At 30.5% G+C, this 19,197-nt stretch carries 14 protein-coding genes and 1 pseudogene; 4 read left to right on the plus strand and 11 right to left on the minus strand.

Going from position 1 to position 19,197, the window contains the following annotated elements; all coding sequences use genetic code 11:
- Positions 1–14 precede the first annotated feature (14 nt).
- From CLLI_RS02700 to CLLI_RS02710, 3 genes are all read right to left on the minus strand, one after another.
- Positions 15–965, minus strand: coding sequence for a 2-hydroxyacid dehydrogenase (locus CLLI_RS02700; RefSeq protein ID WP_106062714.1), 951 nt, complete (start codon positions 963–965; stop codon positions 15–17).
- 99 nt (positions 966–1,064) lie between these two features.
- The gene (locus tag CLLI_RS02705) at positions 1,065–1,304 is read right to left on the minus strand and encodes a glutaredoxin domain-containing protein (protein ID WP_106062715.1); all 240 of its coding nucleotides are present in this window, start codon (positions 1,302–1,304) and stop codon (positions 1,065–1,067) included.
- A complete protein-coding gene (locus CLLI_RS02710; RefSeq protein WP_106062716.1) occupies positions 1,297–2,244 on the minus strand; it encodes an NAD(P)/FAD-dependent oxidoreductase in 948 nt (315 codons plus the stop codon). The genes CLLI_RS02705 and CLLI_RS02710 overlap by 8 nt, the downstream gene beginning before the upstream one ends.
- Before the next feature lie 261 nt (positions 2,245–2,505).
- Here CLLI_RS02710 and CLLI_RS02715 point away from each other — a divergent pair, with 261 nt between their 5' ends.
- Positions 2,506–3,621: a threonine synthase gene (locus CLLI_RS02715; protein WP_106062751.1), complete on the plus strand. Its 1,116-nt coding sequence runs from the start codon at positions 2,506–2,508 to the stop codon at positions 3,619–3,621.
- Between the two features lie 234 nt (positions 3,622–3,855).
- Here the strand turns inward: CLLI_RS02715 and htpG are convergent, their stop codons facing one another.
- The gene (gene htpG / locus CLLI_RS02720; protein WP_106062717.1) at positions 3,856–5,736 is read right to left on the minus strand and encodes a molecular chaperone HtpG; all 1,881 of its coding nucleotides are present in this window, start codon (positions 5,734–5,736) and stop codon (positions 3,856–3,858) included.
- Positions 5,737–6,053: 317 nt separating this feature from the next.
- Here htpG and CLLI_RS02725 point away from each other — a divergent pair, with 317 nt between their 5' ends.
- Positions 6,054–6,284, plus strand: a complete 231-nt coding sequence (locus tag CLLI_RS02725) for a DUF1292 domain-containing protein (protein ID WP_106062718.1) — start codon at positions 6,054–6,056, stop codon at positions 6,282–6,284.
- A 102-nt stretch (positions 6,285–6,386) separates the two neighbouring features.
- Here the strand turns inward: CLLI_RS02725 and CLLI_RS02730 are convergent, their stop codons facing one another.
- Positions 6,387–6,659 (minus strand): hypothetical protein, encoded by a 273-nt coding sequence (locus CLLI_RS02730; protein WP_106062719.1) that lies wholly within the window; start codon positions 6,657–6,659, stop codon positions 6,387–6,389.
- Between the two features lie 217 nt (positions 6,660–6,876).
- On the opposite strand from CLLI_RS02730, the gene CLLI_RS02735 reads away from it, so the two are divergent.
- Together CLLI_RS02735 and CLLI_RS02740 are read left to right on the plus strand one after the other, a co-directional pair.
- Positions 6,877–8,109 carry an aminopeptidase gene (locus tag CLLI_RS02735; protein ID WP_106062720.1) on the plus strand — a complete coding sequence of 411 codons (1,233 nt, stop codon included), beginning with the start codon at positions 6,877–6,879 and terminating at the stop codon, positions 8,107–8,109.
- 75 nt (positions 8,110–8,184) lie between these two features.
- Complete coding sequence (locus tag CLLI_RS02740) at positions 8,185–9,939, plus strand: GGDEF domain-containing protein (RefSeq protein WP_106062721.1); 1,755 nt, start codon at positions 8,185–8,187, stop codon at positions 9,937–9,939.
- 747 nt (positions 9,940–10,686) lie between these two features.
- Here CLLI_RS02740 and CLLI_RS15170 read toward each other — a convergent pair.
- The 6 genes and pseudogenes from CLLI_RS15170 to carB form a co-directional block, all read right to left on the minus strand.
- Positions 10,687–12,126, minus strand: a complete 1,440-nt coding sequence (locus CLLI_RS15170) for a DEAD/DEAH box helicase (RefSeq protein WP_479723240.1) — start codon at positions 12,124–12,126, stop codon at positions 10,687–10,689.
- Positions 12,127–12,168: 42 nt separating this feature from the next.
- Positions 12,169–13,472, minus strand: a pseudogene (locus CLLI_RS15175) (SNF2 helicase associated domain-containing protein); the annotation flags it as partial.
- A complete protein-coding gene (locus tag CLLI_RS15180; RefSeq protein ID WP_170063631.1) occupies positions 13,473–13,937 on the minus strand; it encodes an SWIM zinc finger family protein in 465 nt (154 codons plus the stop codon). It abuts the pseudogene before it with no gap.
- Between the two features lie 86 nt (positions 13,938–14,023).
- Positions 14,024–14,878 (minus strand): DMT family transporter, encoded by an 855-nt coding sequence (locus CLLI_RS02750; RefSeq protein ID WP_106062722.1) that lies wholly within the window; start codon positions 14,876–14,878, stop codon positions 14,024–14,026.
- 174 nt (positions 14,879–15,052) lie between these two features.
- Positions 15,053–15,718 (minus strand): RNA-guided endonuclease TnpB family protein, encoded by a 666-nt coding sequence (locus CLLI_RS02755; protein ID WP_242975499.1) that lies wholly within the window; start codon positions 15,716–15,718, stop codon positions 15,053–15,055.
- A 265-nt stretch (positions 15,719–15,983) separates the two neighbouring features.
- Positions 15,984–19,190, minus strand: a complete 3,207-nt coding sequence (gene carB, locus CLLI_RS02760; protein WP_106062723.1) for a carbamoyl-phosphate synthase large subunit — start codon at positions 19,188–19,190, stop codon at positions 15,984–15,986.
- Between the last annotated feature and the right edge of the window lie 7 nt (positions 19,191–19,197).

The raw sequence follows: 19,197 nt of genomic DNA on the forward strand, positions 1-19,197 counted from the left end.
TTTTAGTTAATTATTTAAACCAAATTTTCAGGTTTTCCTTCTAACCATTTAGCTATATTGTTAAATGTAATATGGGCTCTTCTTACCATTGCTTCCTCTGTAGCAAAACCTACATGAGGAGCAAGAACAGTATTTGGAGCCTTAAGTAATGGATAATCCTTAGGAATTGGAGGTTCCATATCAAATACATCAATACCTGCTCCAGCAATTTTTCCTTCTTCCAAAGCTTTAGCTAAAGCAGTATTATCTATAATAGCTCCTCTTGCTGTATTTATTAATATAGCATTAGATTTCATTAATGATATTTTTTCTTCATTTATCAATGCTCTAGTATCATTTTTTAATGGTACATGGATTGATACTACATCGCTTTCTTTAAGGAGCTCTTCTAAAGAAACATATGTCACTCCTAAAGCTTCTACTTCAGCCTTTTTGCTTCTACTGTAGGCTAAAACATTGCATCCAAAAACTTTAGCTATTTCTGCCACTTTTGTTCCTATAGCTCCAGTACCTACAATACCAATAGTTTTCCCTGAAAGATCATTCTGACTGTAATTGGTCTTTGTTCTTCCTTCTCTTGTAGCTTTATCTAGAGGTACAATATTTCTTAATACTGAAAATATAAGTCCATATGTAAGTTCTGCTACAGAAGAAGTACTATATCCTGCTGCATTACAAACAGCAATATTTCTTTCTCTACATGCTTTAATATCTACATGGTCTACACCAGTAAAAGCCACAGAAATCATCTTAAGATTTTCTACTGAGTTTATTACTTCTCCTTTTAACGGCATATTAGCAATAACCAATATATCTGCTCCAGAAGCTCTCTTTTTTAAAACATCAATGTCCTCTACCTTATCCTTATAAGTTACTAATTCGTGTCCTTCTCCTATAATTTTCCCTGCAATAGAACGAACTTTTTCATCTTCAAGCCCAAGTGGTTCAAGTACAACTATACGCATAATTATTCCCTCCTTCAAAAAAGTATGTCTCTTACTATATTATTACTATTATTCCTTTTTTACAATATAGCATAGGTCCTTTTGCACGGGTCATTTAATTTAAATTTGAGGGACTTTTTCCAATGCTTTATCTATAGCATGTTTATCAAAGCCTATAACTATTTCACCATATATATTTGCTACAGGTACTCCTTGTTGACCTGATAACTTCATCATTTCTTCTCTTCCAGCTATGTCTTCCATTACATCTATATTTTCATATTGAATACCTTTCATTTGTAAATAAGTTTTTAGTTTCTTACAATAAGGGCAAGTAGCCGTAGTGTATATTTTAATCATTTTTACTCCTCCTTTTATCAACTATCAATTTTTCTGCCATTAAAGCTGCCACAGTTCCATCTGCAGTAGCAGTGGTTAATTGTCTAAAAAGTTTTGTCCTCACATCTCCTGCTGCAAAAACACCTTTTATATTAGTTTGTGTGGTTTCATCCGCTTCTATATATCCATGCTTATCCAATTTTATATATTCCTTAAATAATTCTGTTCTTGGTACCATTCCAATATAAACAAATATTCCATCTGCATTAATATTATAATTCTCTTTTGTCTTCAAATTTTCAAGGGTTACACCTTGCAATTTATTTTTCCCAAAGGCATGCCTGATTTCTGTATCCCATATTATATTTATCTTAGGATTTTTAAACAATTCTTCTTGGAGACTTTTTTCAGCTTGAAGATTGTCAAATTGATGGATAATGGTTATAGATTTTGCATATTTTGATAAAAATATAGCTCCTTCTACTGCTGAATTTCCTCCTCCAACTACTATTATATCTTTTCCTGTATACAGTTCACCATCGCATAGTTCACAATGATGTATTCCATTTCCATGATATTTGCCTTCTTCTGGTATAGGCAGTGTCCTATATTTAGCTCCTGCAGAAATTATAACTGCTTCCGGTTTGTATATATAATTCTCTGTTTCTATTATTTTTTCTTCATCTGTCAGTTTAATGTTAACTATATTATCAAACTCGTCTATATTAGCTCCAGCATGTATTGCCTGTTCTTTAAATTTATTTGCTAATTCTTCACCATTTGTACTGATAAATCCAGGATAATTTTCTACTAAATAGCTAGATCTTATTTGTCCTCCTATTAAGTCATCTTCTAGTATAATAAAATTCAATTTAAGCCTTGCTGCATAAATACCTGCTGTAAGTCCTGCAGGGCCTGAACCTATTATAACTAAATCTAATTTTTCCTCTTCTTTTCCCATGTTCATCACCACTTTAATAATATTTACTATTGGTCAATACCTATTACTTACTAATACTAATTATCCATATCTTTATATTAGCACAATATCACTATATTATCAATATAATTTTCATTAAAATAATATTATGTTTCATTATAGAATAATTTATCAAATAATCTAAATATTTATAACTTTATATTGTTTTTATATAGATTTTTATATAAAATTAAACTAACAAGATTTGTGGTTAAAAAAAGAATGGGAGATGGTTTTGTGGAAATGAAATATGTATGTAATGAATGTGGAAAAAAGTATGACCTGAAAAGCCTCCCCTTTAGATGTACATGTGGAGGCCTATTAAATCTAGAAGACTTTGAATTTCAATTCTCTAATAAAGATATATTAAAGGATGAGTGGAGCTTATTTAGATATATAAAAGCCCTTCCCTTGGAAAACAACTGTAACCTTTGGAAAGATATTTCCATGGGTGAGGGTTTAACTCCTATGGTTCCTTTAAATAATGATAATCCAAATCTTTTAGTTAAACTGGATTATCTAATGCCTACCATGTCCTTTAAGGATAGGGGAGCAGTAATATTAATTGCAAAGGCTAAGGAGCTAGGAGTAAAAAAAGTTATTCAGGACAGCTCTGGAAATGCTGGTACATCAATAGCAGCTTATGCACATAGAGCTGGCATGGCATGTGATATATATGTGCCTCAGCACACTTCTGAAAAAAAAATAAAACAAATATCTGCCCATGGAGCAGTAGTACATGTAGTTAAAGGAAGTAGAGAAGATACTGCAAGAGCTGCCTTAGCTGCAGTAGAAAGAGGAGATGGCTTCTACGCCAGCCATGTGTACAACCCTTTCTTTTATCAGGGTACTAAAACCTATGCCTATGAAATTTATGAACAGTTAAAAGGCGAAGTACCTGAAGTATTAATAATTCCAGTAGGAAATGGAACCTTAGTTTTAGGAGCTTACTATGGCTTTAAGGAATTATTTAATTTAGGTCTTATATCTAAAATCCCAAAAATCATAGCAGTACAGTCCCAAAATTGTGCTCCAATCTATAAATCATTTATAGAAGGAAAAGATTATGTTCAGGAAACAGTGAATACAGGCACCCTAGCAGAAGGAATTGCTATAGCAGACCCAAAGAGAGGAAAGCAGATACTAAGTGCAGTTAGGGATACACAAGGGGAAATCATTACAGCTCCTGAAGATGACATTCCTAAAGCAAGGCAATATTTAGCTGAAAGAGGTTTCTATATAGAGCCAACTACCGCAGCTACTTTTGCAGGCTACTTTAAATATGTTAAAGAAAATAATTACCATCCAGAAGGTAAAGTTATAATTCCACTATGCGGTTCTGGGTTAAAGACAGACTAAAAAAATATTGCGAAGCAATATTTTTAGTTGACAGTTGACAGAGGACAATTGACAGTTTTGGTTAAAATTCAGCTTTGCTGAATTTTTTCATCAATCCTTACTTTTTACTTATTAGATTTTACCTAAATAACAAATTTCAATTTTCCGTAATGATAATGGAGAAAAATTATCCTTAACTGTCCACTGTCAATTGTCAATTGTCAACTAAAAAATTACTTCGTAATTTTTTAAGTGTTATCTCATTAACTTACATATATCATTTGTAAACTCTACTGGGTCGTTTATTGTTAATCCTTCTATAAGCAATGCTTGATTGTACAGTAGTTCTGTATATAACTTAAGCTTATCCTCATCTTTTTCATAAGCTTCCTTTAATGATTTGAATACATCATGATTTACATTTATTTCTAGAACTTTCTCTGCTTTTAAATTTTGATTATCAGGCATGGAGTTTAGTACTTTCTCCATTTCAATTGAAAGCTCGCCCTCATTTGATAAACATACAGGATAATTCTTCAACCTTTTTGATGCTCTAACATCCTTAACTTTATCTGATAAAATATTCTTCATCTTCTCAAATAGTTCTTTGTTCTCTTTTTCATCTTCATCAGATGTATTTTTATTATCTTCTGATTCTATACCTAAATCACCGCTGGATATAGATTTAAATTCCTTTTCTTTATATTTTGCCATAACTTTTATGGCAAATTCATCTATATCATCCGTGAAATATAATACTTCGTATTCTTTATCCAATACAAGTTCTATTTGTGGAAGCTTTTCAATTCTATCAATGGATTCTCCTACAGCATAATAAATGTATTTTTGATCCTCTGGCATTCTAGAAACATATTCAGCTAGAGTTACCATTTTCTTTTCCTTAGATGAATAGAACATTAGTAAATCTTCTAAAACATCCTTATTTGCTCCAAATTCACTGTATACACCATATTTTAATTGTCTCCCAAAGGATTTATAGAATTCTTCATATTTATCTCTCTCATTTTTTAATAATTCTTCCAATCCACTTTTAATTTTGGTTTTTATGCTTTTAGCAATAAGTTTTAACTGTCTATCATGTTGTAGTACTTCTCTAGATATATTAAGTGATAAATCTTCAGAATCCACTACTCCTTTAACAAAGCTAAAATAGTCTGGCAATAACTCTTTACATTTATTCATAATTAAAACGCCGTTTGAATACAACTCTAAACCTTTTTCATATTCTTTTGTATAAAAATCATATGGTGTTTTTTCAGGAATAAATAAAATTGAATTGTAACTTACAACACCATCCACACTAGTATGAATATATTTTACTGGTTTATCAAAACCATAGTGCTTTTCGGAATAAAATCTCTCATAATCTTCTCTAGTAAGCTCATTTTTGTTTTTTCTCCATATAGGAACCATGCTATTTACAACCTGTTCCTCTGTATAATCCTCATATTCCTTGTCACTACCCTCTTTAAGCTTACTTGTAGTTATATCCATTTTTATTGGATATCTAATAAAATCAGAGTATTTCTTTATTATAGATTTTAATTTGTATTCATCTAGATATTCATCATAGTTTTCATCTTCTGTATTCTCTTTTATTTTTAATGTAATTTCTGTACCAAAGGAATCTTTATCACATGGTTCAATTGTATAACCGTCTACCCCTGAGGATTCCCATTTGTAAGCTTGGTCGCTTCCAAAAGCTTTACTTATAACAGTAACAGTATCTGCTACTAAAAATGCAGAATAAAATCCTACACCAAATTGACCTATTATATCATGTCCATCTTCTAATTCATTTTCTTTTTTAAATTGTAAGGAACCACTCTTTGCTATAACTCCAAGATTATCATCAAGTTCTTCCTTTGTCATTCCAATACCAGTATCATAAATCTTAATTGTTCTATCATCTTTATTAGGAATTACTTTAATATAATAATCATCTTTTTCGAATTTCAAAGTATCATCAGTTAGCGCCTTATAATAAATCTTATCAATTGCGTCACTGGAGTTGGAAATAAGCTCCCTTAAAAAAATCTCCTTATGTGTATAAATTGAATTAATCATAAGATCTAATACTCTTTTGGACTCTGCTTTAAATTGTTTCTTTTCCAATGTAAACCGCTCCCTTCAAATTAAACAGTTATTATCCTCTATAAAAGTTATTAGCACTTAACTTTAGTGAGTGCTAATAACTTTTATATATCATATTTTTGGACTTGTGTCAATACCTCTGCATTGCCAATTTGGCAGAGTTATCCTTATTGGGGGATACTACCCAATAGGTCACAACTTCTAAAGTGGTGGTGAGTTCACAATAAACTCTATTATAATTTTATTTTTACAGGGGTACTGTGAATATATTGCCTATAGATTTGGAATATTATAATGAGAATACTGTTAATTTAAAATTATAAAAAGGAGTGTTATATATGAGCCGAAAAGTTTATTCTTTCAGGAATGAAAATGGGGAATTAGTAAAATATACTGTAAAGGAATATGTTCAATTAAATGAAGATGAGTATGTGTTAATGTCACCTGAAGAGGAGGATTCTACTATAGAAATTTATCATTTTAACTATAAAGGCGGCAATGAGTCTTTAGAACTTGTAGATGATGAAAAAGAAGTTTCTAAGATTAAATCTCTTTCAAAGGTATTGTAAAAATAACTAAATGATTTTTAGCTAAGGAGTAAATCCTCCGCTAACACTGCATTTTTAGCAGCGTTAGCGGAAGAAACTTATCCTTAATTATTAATTGTTGATTTATGCTGCAACTTCATATAATTTATCATACTGGATTTCGCAAGACCCTGTTGAAGCATTGTCAGCACAGTATTGTCTTTCAGCATAATAAAATTTATTATCTTTTTTATATAATGCCATGAAATATTCGTCATTGCCAAACTCACATAACTTTTCAAAGCCACTTTGATCTACCATTTCAATTTTTTTTTGCTGAGATACATGATCATCTATAAGTTTTAAATTAGCTTCTCCACTTTTTATTTTTTCTATCATTTCATTTACATTCATCATAATGATTTCCTCCTTAATTTTACTAAAAATTTATGATAATTTAGATTTTATCAAGAATTTATGTTAATATGATTATATACCAAATTAGTATTGTATTCAACCCCTATAATTTTAATAATTTTCCTCCTTAGCAATTTAATTTTCATTTACCCTATGGTAATATTTATATTAAATCTAAGTTAGGGGCACTATACATAATAGATGAAAGGAGATTAATATGAACAACAATGAAATACTTAAAAAATATGCTCATCTTGCAGTTAAGATAGGTGTAAACATTCAGCAGCATCAAACTCTTGTTATATCCTCTCCTATTGAATGTGCAAATTTTACAAGATTAATAGCAGAAACAGCCTATGAAGAGGGAGCCAAAGATGTGGTTATAAACTGGAATGATGAATTATTTTCTAAAATAAGATTTTTAAAAGCTCCTGAAGAGGTATTTGAGGAAATACCAAATTGGCAAAAGGAATTTTATTTATCCTATGCAGTATCTGGTGCTGCCTTTTTAAGCATATTTGCCTCAGATCCAGAAAATCTAAAGGGTGTAGATCCCAAGAAAATAGCAAAGGCCCAGAAAACAAGGGGTACAGCTTTAAGAGAATATAGTGAAAGGCTTATGAGTAATAAAAATACCTGGTCCATTATATCCATTCCAACAAAAGCCTGGGCAAAAAAAGTCTTTCCTGATGTAAATGAAGAAGAAGCTGTAGAAAAACTTTGGGACTCAATATTTAAAATAGTAAGGGTAGATAAAGAAGATCCTGTGGCTGCCTGGGAAAAGCATAAAAAAAGCCTAAAAAAAGGAATGGACTTTTTAAACTCTAATAATTTTAAGTTTCTTCACTATAATAACTCCCTTGGTACAGATTTAAAAATAGAATTACCAAAGGATCATTTATGGCTTGGAGGGGCAGATTATACTCCTGATGGTATAGAATTTATAGCTAATATACCTACAGAAGAAGTATTTACACTGCCTTTAAAAACTGGAGTTAATGGTACAGTGGTAAGTTCCAAACCACTTAATTGCAATGGAAATCTTGTAGAAAACTTTTCTATCACTTTTAAACATGGCAGGATTGTAGATTTTAAGGCTGATAAGGGTTATGAAGCTTTAAAAAATATTATAGAAACAGATGAAGGCTCACACTACCTTGGAGAAGTAGCCTTAGTACCTTTTGATTCCCCAATTTCAAATTCCAATATAATATTTTACAATACCCTTTATGATGAAAATGCCTCCTGTCACCTTGCTATAGGTAAAGCCTATCCAGTATGCTTGAAAAATGGTGAAAACATGAATGAACTAGAGTTAGCAGAATGTGGAGTTAACACTTCTCTTGTACATGAAGATTTTATGGTAGGGACAAAAGATCTTAACATTACTGGAATATGTGAGGATGGCAAAGAAACACCTGTATTTATTCATGGAAATTGGGCATTTTAGTTAAATAACATATTTCGCCAGGGGTTTTTACCTCTGGTGATTTCATGATATACTAAAAATGAGGTGGAACTTGCCATGAACAATAAATTGTATATAGCCAAGTTAGAAAATAAAATAAAAACACTACAAGAAGAAATTGAGCTAAATAAATCTAAAAAATGTGATATGACTTTAGAAGAAAGTGAAGAAATATATAAATCCTTCTTTGAACATTCACTACTAGGACAACTATATATAGGAATTGATGGCTCATTCCTAAAGATCAATAAATCCTTTTGTAATATGCTCCAATATACAAAAGAAGAATTAATGAAATTAAAAATTCAAGATGTTACCTATGGTGAAGACTTGGAATATACTGAATATATTTTAAAGAAAGCAGCTAATAAAGAATTAACTAATTTTTGCTTTGAAAAAAGATATGTAGCTAAAAATGGACAAATCCTATATTGCAGACTTTCTAGTTCCCTTATTTATGATAATAATAATAATCCTAAATATTTTGTAACTCAAATAGAGGACATAACTGTTAGGAAAATATCTGAGGAAAACTTAAGAAAATTTCAAAAAGCCATTGAAAGCAGCTCGGCCTCCATAATAATAACAGATAAATCTGGACATATAGAATATGTAAATCCTAAATTTTCTGAAATAACAGGTTATTCATTTCAAGAAGTATTAGGTAAAAATCCAAGATTTTTAAAGTCTAATCATAACCCTCCTAGTGAATATAAAGAGTTATGGGAAACTATCTTATCAGGTAACCCATGGCAGGGGGAATTTTTGAATGTAAAAAAGAATAGAGATTTCTATTGGGAGAAGGCTAAAATATCACCTATTTTTAATAGCAAGAATAAAATAACTCATTTTGTTGCTGTAAAAGATGATATTACAAAACAAAAGGAAATAGAAACCTTCCTATATGAGAGTAATAAAAGGTATGAAAATTTATCACAAAATATTCCAGGTGTTCTTTTTCAATTTATGATTTCTGCTGAAGGTAAACTTTCCATACCCTATGCAAATATGGCAACAAATAAAATACTTAATATATCCCCAAAAGATTTAAAGAATAATCCAGATTTTTTTATATCCAATATTCATAAAGATGATTTATTAAACTTTAAAAATACCTTTAAAATTTCAAAAGAAACTTTAACCCCTTTTCATTGGACTGGAAGAATAGTTATTGATAATAATATCAAATGGCTTCAAATAGATTCCTCTCCATCTAAAACAAATGATAATGGATTATTATGGGATGGAGTTATTATAGATGTAACTAAAGAAAAAATTAACGAAGAAAAAATTAAAATGTTAAATGAAGAATTGAAAAAGCTATCATATACAGATGCTTTAACTGGAGTATTTAATAGGAGAAGGATAATAGAAATTGGGGAAGAAGAATTAAATAAAGCAAAGGACTCCAATAGGAAACTTTCCATAGGTATATTAGATATAGACTTCTTTAAAAAAGTTAATGACACTTATGGTCATATAAATGGTGATGTGGTTCTTAAAACTATATCAGCTAAGTGTTCAGAACTATTGGAAAGTGAAGGTTACTTTGGCAGATTTGGCGGAGAAGAATTTTTATTCATACTACCTAACAAAAATGCCCAGGAGGCCTATGAAATGGCCCAAAAGATGTGTAATCTAATTTCTAATAAAACAATAAAAGCTGGTGAATATGATATTAGTGTAACTGTAAGTATAGGAGTATCTGAAGCCAACTGCGGCAGTGACTTAAATGTAGCTATTAAAAATGCCGATACAGCATTATACAAGGCTAAAAATAATGGGAGAAACAGAGCGGAAACTTTTTTATAAGTAATAGATTAAGAATAATTTATAAGATTTTTAAATTGTTTCAATAAAGATTTCAGCCGATAGACTGTCTAAAAATAAAAAAAGAGTAATAAACTGTACCCTGTAGGATGGACACACAAAAGAGGTTGTCAATGTCTTACAAGGTACAGTTTACTCTTTTTTCATTTATAAATTTATATTAAATAAGCTATGATCAATTTGATATAACTTATTGATATTATCAATCCTAATGTCATTTTGTAATATACATTCAATTTTAATTAATATAAACATTTTTTCAAAATTACGTTACAATTAATTATAAAGGTACTAAATTACAAATTAATTCTCTTTCAGCAAATAATTTAAATTTATTAAAAGAGTTGAAAATAACTATGTCAAAGTCAAATAGTTTTGAAGAACATATAATAAAATATATTCATTCATGCGAAATTAGGATTATAGTGTTATTGTTATTTATAATAATACAAAATATTAGTTTAGCTCTCTTAATTAATTAACCTGAAATTTTATGATATTATTATTTGATTACAAATAAAAATTACTACAGGAATAATTTCCTATAGTAATTTCCAAATATGATTATATCTTCTTTTCAATTTTACACAAACCTATAGACGTTCTCTAGATAGGATTTTTGCTTTAGCAAAAATTCTATCTGTACTCTGTACTCTGTACTCTGTACTCTGTACTCTGTACTCTGTACTCTGTACTCTGTACTCTGTACTCTGTACCCTGGCCATGGCTCTATGCAAAAAGTTCTTTAATATCCTTTTCATCCATATTGGATAAAAGGATTTCTTCTCCTGCATTGCTATCTACCACATTTTTAATTATTTCTTTTTTCTTTTCCTGTATTTTATATATTTTTTCCTCTATACTGCCTTTAGCAATAAGTCTTATAACTTCTACAGTTTTTTTCTGTCCTATTCTGTGGGCTCTATCTGATGCCTGCTGCTCTACCGCTGGATTCCACCATGGATCAAAATGTATTACTATATCAGCACCGGTTAAGTTAAGACCAGTTCCGCCTGCTTTTAATGATATTAAAAATATAGATGAATCTCCCTCATTAAATTCTTTAACTAAATTCCTTCTTACATCAGCCTTAGTACTTCCATCTAAATACAGATATTTTATATTATTCTCATTAAATCTTTTAGCTATGTTTTTAAGAACAGATGTAAACTGTGAAAATAAAAGCATTTTATGTCCTTGATTTATATTGTTTTCTACAATATCCAAAATTGCCTCCATCTTTCCATTATCACCAGTATAGTTTTCTATAAATGTGGAAGGATCACAGCATATCTGCCTAAGTCTTGTAAGCATGGATAATATTTTAATTTTACTTTTATTAAAACCATTTGCTTCAATTTCCCTATCCATATCTTCCTTTGCCTGCTGTACAAAAGAAGCATAGATCTTTTTCTGTTCCTCCGTCATATCCACTATAATGTTATGCTCTATTTTAGGCGGCAATTCCGTTATAACATCTTTCTTTAATCTTCTTAAAATAAATGGTTTTATATGCATATTCAATTCATTAAGTACATTTTTGTCCTTATTTTTAACAATAGGCAATTCATATTTTTGAGAAAACTTTCTACTATTTAAAAGGTAACCAGGCATAATAAAATCAAATATAGACCAAAGTTCCTTAAGAGAATTTTCAATTGGAGTTCCTGTTAAAGCAAAATAACCCTTAGCCTTAATGCTCTTTACACTTTGAGCATTTAGAGATTGTGGATTTTTAATATTTTGTGCTTCATCTAAAAAGCAATATCTAAATTTAATGTTTTCATATTCCTCAATGTCCCTTCTTATCAGAGCATAGGAAGTTATAACTACATCCGCTTCCTTAATGGATTTAATATTTTTCTCCCTTTCCTCCTTACTTCCAGATACAATTACACATTTTAAATCCTGCTGAAATTTATTTATTTCATCCTGCCAATTGTATACTAAGGATGTAGGGCATACTACTAAAGAAGGCATTTTATTTCCCTTATTTTCATCTACTTCTGATTTTATAAAAGCTATAGTCTGCAATGTTTTACCTAATCCCATTTCATCTGCAAGAATACCACCAAAGCCACATCTGGCAAGGGTCTTAAACCACTTAAATCCAAACTTTTGATAAGGTCTCATTATATCCTTAAGATTTTCAGGAATAGTATAGTCCATTTCCCCTATATCTTTAATACTATTTACTAACTGCCTAAAGCCTTTATTTTCTTCTATAGATTTGATGTTTTTCTCTTTAATAGAAGAATCAATGTAAATAGCATTATATCTTTGAAGAATAACTTTATCCTTTTCCAATTCAGATGGTTTTATGTTTAAATAATCTATTAATTCACCTATTCCATTTAAATTTTTATCTTCTAAAGTGACAAAACCTCCCTTCTTTAGTCTGTAGTATTTTTTCTTTTCCTTTAATGCCTGAAAAATATCTTTAAGCTCCTTTTTATCAACGCCTTCAATATTGAAAGTAAATTCCAAAAGATCTTCTTCATTAAGTTTAATATTGGATCTATAGTTTGAAGATGTATATACCTTTATATTTTTAAAGGATTGAGAATAGTATATATCACATATATCCTGTAATAATCCCATACCTTTTAACATAAAATTTAAAAGCTTTTCTTCATCTTTTAGTATGTAATTATAATTTTCCCTTTTGAAATTGAAGGATTCCAAAATGGCTATAACCTTTTTTCACCCTCTATGTCTCTTATTAAAATCTTTTCCTCTTTTTTATTTTCATTTGCTAAAGGATTGATTTCAATATCCCCGTATTTAAATAAAACATTTGCTATTATATTGTCCTCTTGCTTATCAAAATAAATGGAGGATTTTAAAGGTTCCTCATAAAATTTATTTTTAAGTCCTTTATCTACCTGTACATTTCTACTTATTTTCTTTAGAGCAGGCAGTACAAAAGAAGCCACATCCTCACTGAAGTTCTCATTAAAGCTTATTTCATGGCTTCTTTTCTTTAGAAACTGATTAAAAAAAGGCTTATAATTCTTTATTAACTCCTCCGATGGCTCATAGATTTTTCCTTGATATAGGAAGTATTTCCCGCCGGGTGAAATTGGCATGGCTATATCCGATGTCTGTTTTAATAGTATTTTATTATTCTTTGTTTCCACATTAAAATCTAAAGAAAAATCATCCTTTACAAAGGAAACATTGTCTATACTTTTCCCATTTATAGTTACATCTATAGTCCTATCCTTTAAATCCCGTAAAAATCTTCCTAAATTGCTTTCTGTAAGATAAGCCTTTTTCCCCTTCAAGATTTTTGTAAAATAAGTTGAATAATTCTCCATATCATCTACAACTTTTTTATATTCATATATTTCAATAAGCAGCTTTATTATGTCTTCATCCTCTTCTTTAAACTTATGAATATGAGGGTTAAAGGTAAACCCTTTTCCAAAATACATTTCATTTCTAGTAAGAATGCTCTCTATAAACTCTTTAATATTTTTTACTACATAGAGTTTATCCTCTCCTATTTTCATTTATATGGATGTGCCACTTTCATGTTCACTGTCTATCTGAAGTTTATAACTAGTATTTAAATATATTTTAGGCAAAATATTGCTTTTATCTAATAGATTATTCTTAATATTATTTATAAATTCTCTATTTCTTTTTTCTTCAACATCCTTTAAAATCACTTCTTTTTCATCTATGAATTTAATAAGGGTAGCTACTGCATGCTTGCACATATACCCCCAATAAGGACAATCACAGTCACTTTGTATAAATGTGGCTTTATCTCTAAACCTTATAAATACCCTATATTCCTTGTTAGACTCAGAAGATTTTACTACTGAATTGATTTCTGCAATTTTTCCATTGAGTCTATCTATTACATCCACATCTATACTTTTAACCTGTTTATTTTCATAGCACTTAAGTCCCCTTTTATATACTGTATCCCCTGAAAATTCTTCTATTAACTTTCTATTTATATCAAACAAAGGAAGTCCTCCTTAAATTAGCATATTCATATTACTCATATCGTAATTATCTCCAAAAACACAAATATAAAACAAATCCTATGTGTTTATTTTTCAAAGGTGGAAAATAAAATACATGCCCCTCCTATAACATGATAAATGGTTAAAGGCTCCCCTAAAAATAAAGTGCCTAATATAATTGCTGAAATAGGATCTATATAACTTAACACTGAAATCCTTTGAGCACTTACATTTTGAATACTGGAGAAGTAAAGCAGATAAGCCAGCCCCGTATGAAAAACTCCTAGTATTAAAATATTTATAATCATATTTATACCTGTTATATGTAAATTTCCTCTAAAAAGCACCATAGGTAATAATATTAATGTACTAATGATTATTTGAGCAATTGTTCTATAAAAGCTTGAAAATCCTTTAATACTTTTATTTAACAACAACACCGAAGTATATGCCGCTGCTGCAGCTAAACCATAGCTAATCCCTTTTGCATGCATATAGTTGCCACCATTAGCCTCAGGTTGATTCATCATTATTAAGGCTAGTCCCCCCATAGCCACTAATACGGATATTAATTTTTTTAAAGTTAGTTTTTCTTTTAAAACAATTGGAGATAAAAGAAGTATAAATACAGGTGCTGTATAATAACTCAAAATAGCATTGGTTATAGTAGTATATTTATAAGCTTGGAAAAGCAGCAGCCAATTTAATACTAAGGCTATTCCTGAAATCCCTAATAGAATTATGTCTTTCTTGGAGTGTTCCTCCTGTTCCTCCTTTGGAACCTTGCTTTTCATAAAAAAGTTTACAATCAATAGAAATACAGTTCCTATAGCTCCTCTTAAAAATGCAATTTCAATAGACGGCATGTCTATGTTTTTTACAAACAATCCTACACTTCCCCAAATTACCATTGCTATAACAATCTTTAAAACCGAATTCATCCCTCTGCCCCCTTATTTCAATGAATAGTAAACAGTAATTAATGAACTTTTACTCTGTTAACTAAGAAACCTGTTCATTGTAAAAATTATATATATTTTATCACACTTTTAGTGAACTCACCACCACTTTAGAAGTTGTGGCTTCTTGGGTAATACCTTCTAATGAAGATAAGTTTACCAAGCTAACAAGGCAGAACCAGCCTCTTTTATATTTAGTGCTGCATTATAATCTCTATCTATAATGCAGCCACACTTTTCACATTTATATATTCTATCTGATAGCTGTAATTTTTCTTTCATAGTTCCACAATTACTGCACATTTTGGAAGATGGAAACCATTTATCTATTTTGATAAACTGCTTTCCCATATCTTCTAACTTATACTTTAGAAAGTTTCTGAATGTTCCAAAACCATTATCGGATAATGATTTACCTAGCTTTAAGCATTGTCCTACTGCCCTCAAGTTTATATCTTCTACTATTATTGCATCATATGCTTTTGCTAGATTATATGCTTTTTTTGAGTATGTTTTACCATCAAATTCACTATTGTATTTTTTTATGGCATCCCTAAAATTAAGCTGTACATTTGCAAAAGCTAATGAATCTATTTCTTTCATATACTCATAATCTTTTTTTATTATTGCTGGTGTTGGCAAGTCTATAGCCTTGTAATCAATTTTTCCATTAATAAAATTTTTCTCGTCAAGCTGTTTATACAGCATATCAACATATAAGTTATACATTTTTCTACTACAACCAAAAGCTTTCTCTAGGTATACCATTTGTTCTTTATTAGGTTTTAGCCTAAATCTATACCCCTTATTTTTCTTAATCACAGATTTCCACCTCATTTAGTACTTTTCCCATATATTTAATAATCAATACTAAATGATTAATCGAACTTAAAATAATAAGAGGGCTATCCATCTCCCACCTAAGAGGATAGAAGAATTCCGCCCATTATGTTAAAATAATAAATAAAAAACAATAAAGAACAAATAAGGCATATTTCATTTAAAAATTCTCCTCATTTATTCTTTATTATTTATGCCTTATTCTCTATTCTCTTTGCTGAATAATCTAAAATCTAATAGAGTTTTGTTATTTTCCTAAATCATACACATCCAAATCCTCACTTTTTATGCCTTTAGCCTTAACTTTTACCATGGCGTTGAATGTATCTAGTGCAGTTATTACTCCTATATTTCTTTCTATAGCTGCCCTTCTTATATGGAATCCATCTCTGTTAGAATCATTACCCTTAGTTGGAGTATTAACAACTAAATCTACTTCTCCATTTTTTACAACATCTATAATGTTTGGATGTTCTTCTTTTAACTTTCTTACTTCCTTAACTTCAATTCCCACATTCTTTAATAGCTTTGCTGTATTTGTAGTTGCCATGAATTTATATCCTAGCTTGCTTAACTCTACAGCCATTGGCAGGAATTCTTCCTTATCATGATCATTTATAGTAGCAAGTATGGTTCCTTTTTCTTTTTTCATGTACATATTTGCCCCTATAAAGCCTTTATATAATGCTTCTTCTAAAGTTTTTCCTACACCTAAAACTTCCCCAGTAGATCTCATTTCTGGTCCTAAGCACACTTCTACATTTGGAAGCTTTTGAGTTGAGAACACTGGTACCTTTACAGAAATTAATTCTGGTTCTTTATACACATCCACACCATAACCTAAGTTTCTTAACTTTTCTCCAAGCATTACTCTAGTAGCTATGTCTACTATAGGAACTTTACTTACTTTACTTATATAAGGTACAGTTCTTGAAGCTCTTGGGTTAACTTCAATTACATAAAGTTTACTTTTAAACTCTATAAACTGTATGTTAATCATACCTTTAATTCCTATACCTAAGGCAAGCTTTTTAGTATATTCCAATACTTTATCTTTAATATCAGAAGTTAAATTTTGACTAGGATACATTGTAATACTGTCTCCTGAGTGTACTCCTGCTCTTTCTAAGTGTTCCATGATTCCAGGTATAAGTATATCTTCTCCATCTGATATAGCATCTACTTCTATTTCTCTTCCCATAAGATACTTATCTATAAGTATTGGATTTTTCTTATCTTTTTCGAAAGCTTTAGTTAGATAGTATACTAATTCTTTTTCATCATGAGTTATTTCCATTCCCTGTCCACCAAGTACGAAGGAAGGTCTTACAAGCACTGGAAAACCTAATTTTTCAGCTTCTTTTAATCCTTCTTCAACAGTCCAAACTCCTTTTCCCTTAGGTCTTGCTATATCTAAAGTTTCTAATAGCTCATCAAATTTTTCTCTATCCTCTGCTGTATCTATCTGATCCGAAGTAGTTCCAAGGGTCAAAATATTCTTTTGCTTTAAGAATTTAGCAAGCTTTATTGCAGTCTGTCCTCCGAACTGGAGTATTACTCCATAAGGATTTTCTTTTTCTATTATATTTAATACATCTTCTTCTGTTAATGGCTCAAAGTATAATTTGTCTGATATATCAAAGTCTGTGCTTACAGTCTCTGGATTATTGTTTATTATTATTGTTTCTATACCTAACTTTTTAAGAGCCTTTACACAGTGAACTGAAGCATAATCAAACTCTATGCCCTGACCTATTCTTATTGGGCCTGAGCCTATAACTATAATCTTCTTTTTATCTGAAACCTCTACTTCATCGTAACTTTCATAAGTTGAGTAGTAATATGGTGATAATGCCTCAAATTCTCCTCCGCAAGTATCAACCATTTTATAAACAGGCTTTATATTCCATATACTTCTTAATCTATAAATATCCTCAGGGCTTACATTTAGCATATCCCCTATACCCTTATCTGAGAAGCCCTTTCTCTTTAGGCTGTATAACCATTCCTTATCTAAATCATCTACAGAACTTCCCCTTAATTTCTGCTCTTCTTCTACTATTTTCTTAATCTTCTTTATAAAGAATTTATCTATGCCTGTTATTTGTGCTACTCTTTCTTCTCTATACTCTCTTCTAAGCATTTCTCCTAGTGCAAATATTCTTTCATCATCTGGAGACATAACTCTCTCTTTTAAGTCATTCATGCTTAAGTTTTTGAATTTTTTATGCTCTAAAGAGTATTTTCCAGTTTCTAAGGATCTTATTCCCTTTAAGAAAGCCGCTTCAAAGTTGCTTCCTATAGCCATAATTTCCCCTGTAGCCATCATTTTAGTTCCCAAAACTCTATCTGCTCCCTGGAACTTATCAAAAGGCCACTTTGGAATTTTAACTACCACATAGTCTAATGATGGTTCAAAGCATGCATAAGTTTTTTGAGTTACTGCGTTTTTAATCTCATCTAATCCATAACCTAAAGCTATCTTTGCTGCTACCTTTGCTATAGGGTACCCTGTAGCTTTTGAAGCTAAGGCTGAGGAACGGCTAACTCTTGGATTTATTTCTATTACTGCATATTCAAAGGAGTTTGGGTTTAGTGCAAACTGTACATTACATCCTCCTTCTATACCTACTGCATTTATTATATTTATTGAAGCAGTTCTAAGCATTTGATATTCTTTATCTGAAAGAGTTTGGCTTGGTGCTACTACAATACTATCTCCAGTATGAATTCCTACTGGATCTATATTTTCCATGTTACATACAGTAATGCAGTTTCCAAAGCTATCTCTCATTACTTCATACTCTATTTCCTTCCAACCCTTAACACTTTTTTCAAGAAGTACCTGACCTATAGTGCTTAACTGAAGGCCTAATGAAAGTATTGTTTCTAATTCTTCTTCATCATTTGCTATTCCGCCGCCAGTTCCTCCTAAAGTATAAGCTGGTCTTACTATAACTGGATATCCAATTTTATCTGCAAAGGCTTTACCTGCTTCCATGTCAGTTATTATTTCACTTTCTATAACAGGTTCTCCTATTCTATTCATCATAGATCTGAAAAGCTCTCTATCTTCTCCCTCTTTTATGGATTCTATAGAGGTTCCTATTACATTAATACCGTACTTTTGTAGTATTTTTTTATCATAAAGCTCTACTGCAAGATTTAATCCTGTTTGTCCGCCCATACCTGCAAGTAGACTGTCTGGTTTTTCTTTTGCTATAACTTTTTCTACAAATTCTACTGTTAAAGGCTCTAAATAAACCTTATCCGCTACTTCTCTATCTGTCATTATAGTAGCTGGGTTACTGTTTATTAAAACAACCTCTACTCCTTCTTCCTTCAAAGCCTCACAAGCCTGTGTTCCCGAATAGTCAAACTCCGCTGCTTGACCTATAACTATTGGACCTGATCCTATAACTAAAACTTTCTTTATATCTTTATTTAATGGCATAATTCTA

The sequence above is a fragment of the Clostridium liquoris genome, assembly GCF_002995785.1.
In the GTDB taxonomy this organism is placed as follows: domain Bacteria; phylum Bacillota; class Clostridia; order Clostridiales; family Clostridiaceae; genus Clostridium_AO; species Clostridium_AO liquoris.